The sequence below is a fragment of the Halovulum marinum genome, from assembly GCF_009697225.1.
GTDB lineage: Bacteria > Pseudomonadota > Alphaproteobacteria > Rhodobacterales > Rhodobacteraceae > Halovulum > Halovulum marinum.
Map to the genome: position 1 here is coordinate 21,822 of NZ_WIND01000029.1, position 8,811 is coordinate 30,632.

Here is an 8,811-nt window from a genome sequence, read left to right on the forward strand (position 1 = left end):
GTCGAACTGTCACTCCCCTCCATGAGAAAGTCTGAAACCATGCCCAACATCCTTCGCGTCGAATCTTCGATCAAGGGCGACGCCGCCGTCTCCCGGCGGCTGACGGACCGCATCGTCGCCCGCCTTGTCGCGGCCAACCCGAACGCTGTCATTGTCACGCGCGACCTCGCGGCCGGGATCCGGCCCGTCGATGGCCAATGGCTCGGTGCGGTCTACACACCAACCGAGGCGCGGACCGAGAGCCAGCAGGCAACGGCCGCCTATGCCGACACGCTTCTCAACGAGGTGAAGGCAGCCGACGTCCTGGTCATTGCGCTCCCGGTCTACAACTTCGGCCTGCCTGCGCAACTCAAGGCCTGGATCGACCAGCTGGCGCGCAAGGGCGAGACCTTCCGCTACACCGAGGCAGGACCCGAAGGGCTGTTGCAGGGCAAGCGGGCGATTGTCGCCTACACGTCTGACGGCACGAAGTTCGGCTCCGAGATCGACTACGCCTCGGGCTATCTGCGCCACATGCTCGGGTTCTTCGGCATCGCCGACGTCGAGTTTGTAGCCGCAGACGCAATGGCCTTCGGGGCCGAGGAGGCCATCGGGCGCGGCGAAGCGCAGGTGGACGCGCTGGCCGCCTAAGCCGAACGCACGTCGCTGAGGCTCCGGCAAGAGTCGGGGCCTCTCGGCGCCAAAGCTATCTTCGGAGGTGCCGAGCCTGTAATGTCGGAGTTGTGGCAGTCTGCGCTTCATGCGCCATCGACCGCTTCATTGACGAAGGGGCGAACATGACTGCTTCCTGGCCCGACATTCCCTACGGACCTTGGCGCGAGACCTGCTCCGCGCTGCACCTCTATTCGCAGATCGTCGGCAAGTACCGGCTCGCCCGCACACCCTGGGTCAACCATTCCTGGCATGCGACGCTTTACGTCAATGCGCGCGGCTTCACGACTTCTCTTGTGCCGGACGGCCCCCGTGGCGTGGAGATCGTGCTCGACCTTCTCGACCATGCGGTTATTGGCTCCTGCACGGACGGGAGGACGGCGCGCTTCGATCTCGCCCCCATGTCGGTCGCGGCCTTCCATCGCCGCTTCGGTGACCTCCTGCGCGAGCTCGGCGCCACGGCCGAGTTCCACGGCAGCCCCAACGAAGTTCCAGACCCGATCCCGTTTGTGAAGGACAAGGCCGAGCGGCCCTACGATCCGGAAGCCGTGACCCGCTTCTTCGTGGCCTGCGCCGCTGTCGATCGCGTGTTCAATCGTTTCCGCACCTCTTTCCTTGGCAAGGTCAGCCCTGTCCATCTGTTCTGGGGCAGCTTCGATCTTGCCGTGACACGTTTTTCCGGACGACCGGCGCCGCTGCATCCGGGCGGGGTACCTGGGCTGCCGGATGACGTCACGCGCGAGGCCTACAGCCACGAAGTGTCGTCAGCCGGGTTCTGGCCGGGCGGCGGCGTCGATTTGCCGGCCTTCTACTCATACGCCTATCCGGCGCCGCCAAGCTTTGCCGACGCGCCGGTGGAGCCCGAGGCTGCATACTTCGACACGACCCTCGGCGAGTTCATCCTGCCCTACGACGCGGTGCGGAGGTCTTCTGATGCCGATGGCACTCTCATGACGTTTCTCGAGTGCACCTATCGCGCCGTTGCCGATCTGGGCGGCTGGGATCGGCGGCGCCTCGACTGCGCGACCGGCATTCAGCGGCAACCTCGGCCCTTATAAGCCGACCGGGCCCGCCATTCCGACAAGGAGAGAGTTCATGACCAGTCCCGTTCCGGACGACCTGCAGATCGAGCGCGAGGAAAGCGAGAGCAAGGGGCGCTATCTCGTCCGGCACGCGGGCGCGACCGCCGAGATGACCTATTCCCGCGCGGGCGAGTCGATGATCATCATCGACCACACTGAAGTTCCTGATGCGATGCGCGGACGCTCGGTGGGACAGGCACTCGTCCGCCGTGCCGTCGAGGATGCCCGGGCCGAAGGCCGTGCCATCGTCCCGCTCTGTCCCTTCGCGAAGGCGCAGTTTTCGCGCCACCCCGAATGGCAGGACGTACTGAAACGCTGAACAGGAGACAAATGATGAGCTGGAGCCCTTGCCCCGATCCCACCCTCGGCGTGCCGACCACGGTCGATGCCATCGAGATGCTGATTATCCCCCGCGCGGTCGACCTCGGCGAAATGGAGGTGCGCCGCGCGCTGCCATCGACCAAGCGGCAGATGGTAGGCCCCTTCATCTTCTTCGACCAGATGGGGCCTGCGGAGTTCCTGACCAACCAGGGGATCGACGTGCGTCCGCATCCTCATATCAATCTCGCGACGGTCACCTATCTGTTCGAGGGGCAGATCCGGCACCGCGACAGCCTCGGCACCGACCTCGCCATCGAACCCGGCGCGGTAAACTGGATGAAGGCGGGACGCGGCATCGTTCATTCGGAACGAACGAACGATGAGCGTCGGCGGACCGGCCAGCGCCTCTTCGGCATCCAGACCTGGGTGGCGTTGCCCGAAGGGCAGGAGGAAAGCGACCCGGGATTTGTCCATCACGGTGCAGAGGCCCTGCCGGTGATCGAGGAGGGAGGCATGACGGCGCGGCTGATCGCCGGGCAGGCCTTCGGGAAGCGCTCGCCGCTCGCGACCGCCTCCGAGACGTTGTACGCCGATGTCCAGCTCGCGCCGGGGGCAAGCTTCACGGTCGAGCCCTCCGTCACCGAACGCGCGCTCTACACCATCTCAGGCAAGGTCGAGGTGGCGGGGCAGAGCTTCGCGCCCGCGCAGCTTCTGGTGCTGCGCCCGGGAGACCAGATCGTCGTCCGCGCCCTGACCACCGCGCGCGTCATGCTGTTCGGCGGAGAGCCGATGGAGGGGCCGCGCTGGATCTGGTGGAATTTCGTCTCGTCGCGCAAAGAGCGCATCGAGCAGGCGCAGGAGGAATGGCGGCGCGGGCGGTTCGACACCGTCCCCGGCGATGAGGCCGAGTTCATTCCGCTTCCCGAGACGAACACCAAACCGCGGCGTGCAATTGGCGGTGTCTTCTATCCCTGACCGTCGACGGCGGTTTGGTGTCAGGCCGCGGGACATGCGCTGCCCGATGAAGGACACCCGGTGTGGCCGGTCAGGGTTCCGCGCACGACAACAGTGGGACGGCCCGAAACTTCTTCCATAATGGAAGCAATCATCTTCCCTTAGGCCGGATTATCATTCGCAGCTCTCGGTGTCATCTTCTCCTCATAGACAACGCGCTGATGCGCCCCCTTCGAGGAGAACCGAAATGACTACCGCCACCGCAACTGCTTCCGTCCGTCCGTCGCTCGTCGACGGTGTCACCAACGCCGACCTCGCCGCAACGATCCTTCGTGTCTCGATGGGTGTCCTCTTCCTCGCCCATGCCGGGCTGAAGCTCTTCATCTTCACCCCCGCCGGAACTGCGGGCTACTTCGCCAGCCTCGGCCTGCCCGGACCGCTCGCCTATCTCGTCATCGCGGCCGAGCTCCTTGGCGGCATCGCCCTGATCCTCGGCGTCTACAGCCGCTGGGTGTCGCTCGCGCTGGTGCCGATCCTGCTCGGCTCGATCTACGTGCCGCATGGCGCGGCCGGCTTCTTCTTCTCGAACGAGGGCGGCGGCTGGGAATTCCCCGCGTTCTGGACCGTGACCCTGGTCGTCCAGGCCCTTCTCGGCGACGGCGCCTACGCGCTGAAGCGCAGCCGCGCCTGAACCTGCCTTTTGGCTGCGGGGCCTCGTCCCGCAGCCGCACCCATTCTCAAGGAGACCCACCATGACCGCCGCCGAATACTTCGACATGAGTGCCGCGCCGCTACGCATCGGGACCGTCCGGCTCAAGGTGCGCGATCTGAACGCGGTCTCCAGCTTCTACCAGTCGGTGCTCGGGCTCAGCCCGGTCGCGACCCTAGAGGATCGCATCACGCTCGGCACCGGCACGACGCCGCTGCTCGAACTTGTGGGCGATCCCACGCTCGCCTCGCACGATCCGCGCCAGGCCGGGCTGTTCCACACCGCTTTCCTGATGCCCACCCGCGCCGACCTCGGCCTCTGGGTCGCTCATGTCGCCGGGGCGCGGGTGCCGCTGCAGGGCGCGTCCGACCATATCGTCAGCGAGGCGCTCTACCTGGCCGACCCCGAGGGCAATGGCATCGAGGTCTACGCCGACCGTCGGGTGTCGGACTGGCATGGCGCCAGCGGCGAGATCCGCATGAGCACCGATCCGCTCGACCTGCAGGACCTGCTGCAAAGCGCCGAGGGCGCCGTATGGTCGGGCTTCCCCCGGACCGGAAGCGTTGGCCATGTCCACCTGCAGGTGGGTGATACGGCGCAAGCCGATCGCTTCTACCGCGACGTGCTCGGCCTCGACGTCGCCGCCCGCTACCCCGGCGCCAGTTTCTACGGCAGCGGCGGCTATCACCACCAGCTTGCCGGCAACGTCTGGAACAGCCGGCGCGCCGGGAAACGCCCCGCAGACATGGCGGGTCTTGATGCCGTCGAGATCATTGTCCGCGATGCGGCGGAGATTGCAGCAGTCGCCGCCCGCGCCGAAAGCGCAGGCTTCGCGAACACCCGCAACGCCGGCGGCCTGACCCTGCACGATCCCTGGGGCACCGCCATCACATTGACTAATTGAGGAGACGACCATGCTGATGAACGGGAAATGGGTGGCCGACTGGCAGCCCGTCCAGGCCAAGGACGACAAGGGCGGCTTCGTCCGCCAGACCTCGAGCTTTCGCCACTGGGTGACGCCCGACGGCAGCGCAGGCCCGACCGGCGACAGCGGCTACAAGGCCGAGGCCGGGCGCTACCACCTCTACGTCGCTCTGATCTGCCCGTGGGCGTCGCGCACGCTGATCGGGCGCAAGCTGAAGGGGCTGGAAGACGTGATCTCCGTCTCCGTGGTCGAGCCTGAACTGTCCGACCAGGGCTGGCGCTTCGGCGACACGGGCGGCGCCGATCTCGATACGCTGAACGGCGCGACCTTCCTCCACGAGATCTATACCCGCGCCGATCCCGCCATCTCGGGACGGGCAACGGTTCCGGTGCTGTGGGACAAGCAGCGCGGCACGATCGTCAACAACGAATCCGCCGACATCCTGCGGATGTTGAACGCGGGATTCGGCGAGATGGCGGACGACAGCTTCGACCTCTACCCGGCCGACCTCCGCGAGGAGATCGACGCGCTGAACGCCCGCATCTACCCGGCGCTGAACAACGGCGTCTACCGCGCCGGCTTCGCCACCACGCAGGTCGCCTATGAGGAGGCGTTCCACGACGTCTTCGCCATGCTCGATGAACTCGAAGGCCGCCTCGGCGACGGCCGCGACTTTCTGCTGGGCAGCCGATTCACCGAAGCCGACGTGCGGCTTTTCGTGACGCTGGTGCGCTTCGACGCCGCCTATCACGGCCTCTTCAAGTGCAACCTGCGCCGCATCGCCGACTATCCTGCGCTCAGTGCCTACCAGACGCGCATCCTCGCGCTGCCCGGCGTGCGCGAAACCGTCAGCATCGACCACATCAAGCGCGGCTACTACTCGATCAAGGCGCTCAACCCGACCGGCATCGTCCCGGTTGGACCGGAACTGCCGGCTGCACTGGCGTCGTGACGCCCTCCGTGGCGCGCGTGAATTGAGCGGCTTGCGGGGCCTCAGTTCGAGCGGGGATAGACGGTCAGCACGCGCCCGATGAAGTCACGGAACTCGCTCATGTAGTTGCGCAGGAAGGTCTCTGTCGACTCGACGCTGACCTTGCCCTCATCGGAGATCAGGTCCGGCGTGAACTGGATGTAGGCCTCGACCGCGTTCATCATCGGCGAGTTGCAGAAGCCGAGGATGCTCTTGAGGTGCTGCTGCCCGACCGCAGTCCCGATGGCTCCCGGCGAAGTGCCGATGATCGCCGAGGGCTTGCGGGTGAAGGAGTTCTGCCCCCACGGGCGGCTTGCCCAGTCGATGGCGTTCTTCAGCCCGCCTGGGATCGAGCGGTTGTATTCCGGGGTGACAAACAACACCGCGTCGACGTCGGCGATCGCCGCCTTGAACTCTCGCGCGACTGGCGGATAGTCGGCGTCATAGTCGTAGCTGTAGAGCGGTAGGTCGCCGAAGCGGATTTCCTGCATCTGCAATTCTGCTGGCGCCAGGCGGACAAGTGCCTGAGCGAGTTTTCGGTTGATGGAGCCCTTTGCAAGGCTGCCGACAAAGTATCCGACCTTGAAGTCTGCCATCTGATCCTCCTTGATCATCGGGAACAGAGATTGGCCCGCGCCGGATGACGACTTGGCGTCTGGTTCCGCTCATCATGATAGCACGTGTCGAAAGCGCCACCTATCAGCACGGCGAACCGCTGAGGCGCGGCCTCAGCGCGAACAGGGCACCGTCACCGACTGCCGCGTGACCCAGGTGCTGATTGGCCGTAAACATGGCACAAGGGACCACGCTTGTCTGGGGCCGGCGATTGACCGCGATCCTAAGCTTGTCAATCTACTACCCACGGCCAAGGGAAGGCATTAAAATCAATATCTTAGGCTGGAGAAGGTTGGGCGTCAGACCCACCCCCTCCGCCACTTGCCCTCGCGAAAGCGTTCTCCCGATCCGGCTCCGGCCGGATTTTTCCGTTATATTCGAGGGTTATGCGGGAGGGGCTGAGCACTGCCCCTTCCGCCAAGAGCCCCGAAAGCGGTCTCTCAGGGTCGATATTCTCCGGACCTGATGACTGCGCGGATTTGGTGAATAGCCTTCAAGGATTTGAAACCATTAAGCTTTTCGAAGGCGCAGCTGAGCACTTCGATGGCAGTGGCGTTCGAGAGATGGAACTGACATCGAACAGTTTTGCCCCTCTGTTCGCCCTCTCCTGAGAGACCAATTATCGCCCAGGATGATTTTGGAGCACAAAAATGGCTTGTATCCTTACTCCAGGATAGTTATTGATTCTATCAACGGCGATCGATCGCCGTCCACAGGTCTACCAAGGAGGCTGCTTTGTACCCTGCTCAAGACGGAATGCCCGCCCCTCTCACCCTCGACTCGCTGGACGCTCTCGCGGCAGATGGCGACATCAATGAAACGCCCTTCAACGTGTTCATTGGGCATAACCTTGGACACCGAGTCTTCACGATGTCCGTGCCGTTCCGGCAGTTTTACGACATATCCGATGTTGCCAATGACCGAGACGCTGGCCCTGTCGCTCAGCGTCCACTCGACATGACACATGCACGCAACCTTGCGAAGTACATGCTCCGGGGTCTTGTATCCGCTGCGAAGATGCGGCGCCTCATTCAGGAAAAGCCTGTACCCGCGGCCTTCGAAGCAATCATGTCTGCGCTGGGCAACCAGCCGTACTTTTCTCTCCAGCCAATCGTCTGCAACATCCGGAACACGCCCTACGGTGGGAATGGGCTTGGTGGCATCCGTGGCTTGCGTCTTCAGACCGAAAGAGGAGAAACAGCTGCCTTCAAGGTCTTCCTGTCGGAACGTCACGTGCTTTGGGTTATCGATGGTCAGCATCGTCGTGCCGGAGCAGATTTCGTGATGACCTTCCTGCAAACGGTACGCCAGAGTGGGAAATACCCTGGAAAGGCCCCTGTAATCTTTCCTGAGAAGTCGCGGGAAGTTACGCCTGAGGAAATGGCTGTGTGGAACGAGGCATATGACGCAGCGCGTTCCTATGCGACAATTACTCTAGAAGTGCACCTTGGCCTCGACATCGACCAGGAAAGGCAGCTCTTTCATGATCTAAATAAGCTCGGGAAAAAGGTCAGTAGCAGTATGGCGCTGCAGTTTGACAGTTCAAATCCGATTACCCAGTTCATTAAAGAGTCCTTGGTGGCTGACGGTCTTCTTCGAGTGACGGACACGGAAGTGAAGGACTGGGCAGATGACACAGGCGAGATGCCGCTTAAAGATGTGGTAGCGGTGACGTCCTTGGCCTTTCTCAACAAGTCTAACGCGACAGGAGCGACGCCGGCTATCGTCGAGCCCAGACAAAATGTAGTCCATCAACTTTGGCAGAAGGTCTCAGATATTCCCGGTTTCGGTGATGCTGGCGCGAAAGAGAAAACCGTCGCTGCTCAACCGGTCGTCCTTAAGGCGCTTGCAAAGATCACGTTTGACCTCAATTTCAGCAATCGCCGACCTGAAAACGGTCCTGAGCTGTACGAAATGTTTCTGACGAAGTTCGATGAGATTGACTTCTCTCACCAGAACCCGGTTTGGCGATATTTCGACCTGGAACAGAGTGAAGTCAATGAAGCGACGCTAAACGATCTAGGGGATTGGTTACCGTCAACTGACACCGGAGCGAACCGCGATATCGGATCGTATCAGGGTGGCTTCATGCGCTTTGGAGCCAAGCACAACGACATCTATCCCATCATCGGGGACATGATTCGTTGGCAGGTTGGCTTGCCAAATCGGCACAAATAAAGGTCTATGCGATGCCGTGCCATATAGGCGCGGCATCGTTTGATCGCTTCAGGGCTCCGATCCAACTTCAATATATGAATTTTAATTGACCAACAAATCAGCAGAGTGGGCAGGCTGGTGATTGTCAACGGAGATTGAAGTTGAGCGTTTTTTTGCGGAGTAAGTTGGCTCCGGAGTCCTCATTAGTTCGCACATCCCCTTATCACTCTTGAGAAATGTCTCGCACTGATTCAGGACTATATGGGTGGTGTGCTTACCTCGACCGCGAAGCGCGCACTCCCATACCACCATGACTCGCCATCCCTCACTGAGAAGCGCTGAGATGTTGCGATAACGTAAAGAATCTTTCGCACTTTCAGATTTGACGGCTCCTTCTACAGTGAAGGAGCGACGGGATGGACGACGA

Annotated in this window: 9 protein-coding genes; 8 read left to right on the forward strand and 1 reads right to left on the reverse strand. The window is 62.3% G+C overall.

The features are described 5' to 3' along the window. Positions 1-39 precede the first annotated feature (39 nt). The 7 genes from GE300_RS20495 (at position 40) to GE300_RS20525 (ending at position 5,594) form a co-directional block, all read left to right on the forward strand. Positions 40-630, forward strand: a complete 591-nt coding sequence (locus GE300_RS20495) for an FMN-dependent NADH-azoreductase (RefSeq protein WP_154449353.1) — start codon at positions 40-42, stop codon at positions 628-630. A gap of 146 nt (positions 631-776) precedes the next feature. Beyond that, positions 777-1,709, forward strand: coding sequence for a DUF5996 family protein (locus GE300_RS20500; RefSeq protein ID WP_154449354.1), 933 nt, complete (start codon positions 777-779; stop codon positions 1,707-1,709). Between the two features lie 37 nt (positions 1,710-1,746). Next, on the forward strand, positions 1,747-2,052 hold the full coding sequence (locus GE300_RS20505; RefSeq protein WP_154449355.1) for a GNAT family N-acetyltransferase: 306 nt from the start codon (positions 1,747-1,749) through the stop codon (positions 2,050-2,052). Between the two features lie 14 nt (positions 2,053-2,066). Continuing rightward, complete coding sequence (locus GE300_RS20510; RefSeq protein ID WP_154449356.1) at positions 2,067-3,029, forward strand: pirin family protein; 963 nt, start codon at positions 2,067-2,069, stop codon at positions 3,027-3,029. Positions 3,030-3,255: 226 nt separating this feature from the next. After that, complete coding sequence (locus tag GE300_RS20515; protein ID WP_154449357.1) at positions 3,256-3,699, forward strand: DoxX family protein; 444 nt, start codon at positions 3,256-3,258, stop codon at positions 3,697-3,699. Between the two features lie 61 nt (positions 3,700-3,760). Further along, positions 3,761-4,621, forward strand: coding sequence for a VOC family protein (locus GE300_RS20520; RefSeq protein ID WP_154449358.1), 861 nt, complete (start codon positions 3,761-3,763; stop codon positions 4,619-4,621). Positions 4,622-4,631: 10 nt separating this feature from the next. Further along, positions 4,632-5,594 carry a glutathione S-transferase family protein gene (locus GE300_RS20525; RefSeq protein WP_154449359.1) on the forward strand — a complete coding sequence of 321 codons (963 nt, stop codon included), beginning with the start codon at positions 4,632-4,634 and terminating at the stop codon, positions 5,592-5,594. Positions 5,595-5,635: 41 nt separating this feature from the next. On the opposite strand, the gene GE300_RS20530 is transcribed toward GE300_RS20525, so the two are convergent. Then, entirely contained in the window at positions 5,636-6,208 is a 573-nt protein-coding gene (locus tag GE300_RS20530) for an NADPH-dependent FMN reductase (protein ID WP_154449360.1), read from the reverse strand. 754 nt (positions 6,209-6,962) lie between these two features. Here GE300_RS20530 and GE300_RS20535 point away from each other — a divergent pair. After that, entirely contained in the window at positions 6,963-8,405 is a 1,443-nt protein-coding gene (locus GE300_RS20535; RefSeq protein WP_154449361.1) for a DNA sulfur modification protein DndB, read from the forward strand. Positions 8,406-8,811 lie beyond the last annotated feature (406 nt).

Bases quoted from the DNA above. Each gene is read 5' to 3' on its own strand.
- GE300_RS20495 (WP_154449353.1), top strand. From the start codon at position 40: ATGCCCAACATCCTTCGCGTCGAATCTTCGATCAAGGGCGACGCCGCC.
- GE300_RS20500 (WP_154449354.1), top strand. From the start codon at position 777: ATGACTGCTTCCTGGCCCGACATTCCCTACGGACCTTGGCGCGAGACC.
- GE300_RS20505 (WP_154449355.1), top strand. From the start codon at position 1,747: ATGACCAGTCCCGTTCCGGACGACCTGCAGATCGAGCGCGAGGAAAGC.
- GE300_RS20510 (WP_154449356.1), top strand. From the start codon at position 2,067: ATGAGCTGGAGCCCTTGCCCCGATCCCACCCTCGGCGTGCCGACCACG.
- GE300_RS20515 (WP_154449357.1), top strand. From the start codon at position 3,256: ATGACTACCGCCACCGCAACTGCTTCCGTCCGTCCGTCGCTCGTCGAC.
- GE300_RS20520 (WP_154449358.1), top strand. From the start codon at position 3,761: ATGACCGCCGCCGAATACTTCGACATGAGTGCCGCGCCGCTACGCATC.
- GE300_RS20525 (WP_154449359.1), top strand. From the start codon at position 4,632: ATGCTGATGAACGGGAAATGGGTGGCCGACTGGCAGCCCGTCCAGGCC.
- GE300_RS20530 (WP_154449360.1), bottom strand. From the start codon at position 6,208: ATGGCAGACTTCAAGGTCGGATACTTTGTCGGCAGCCTTGCAAAGGGC.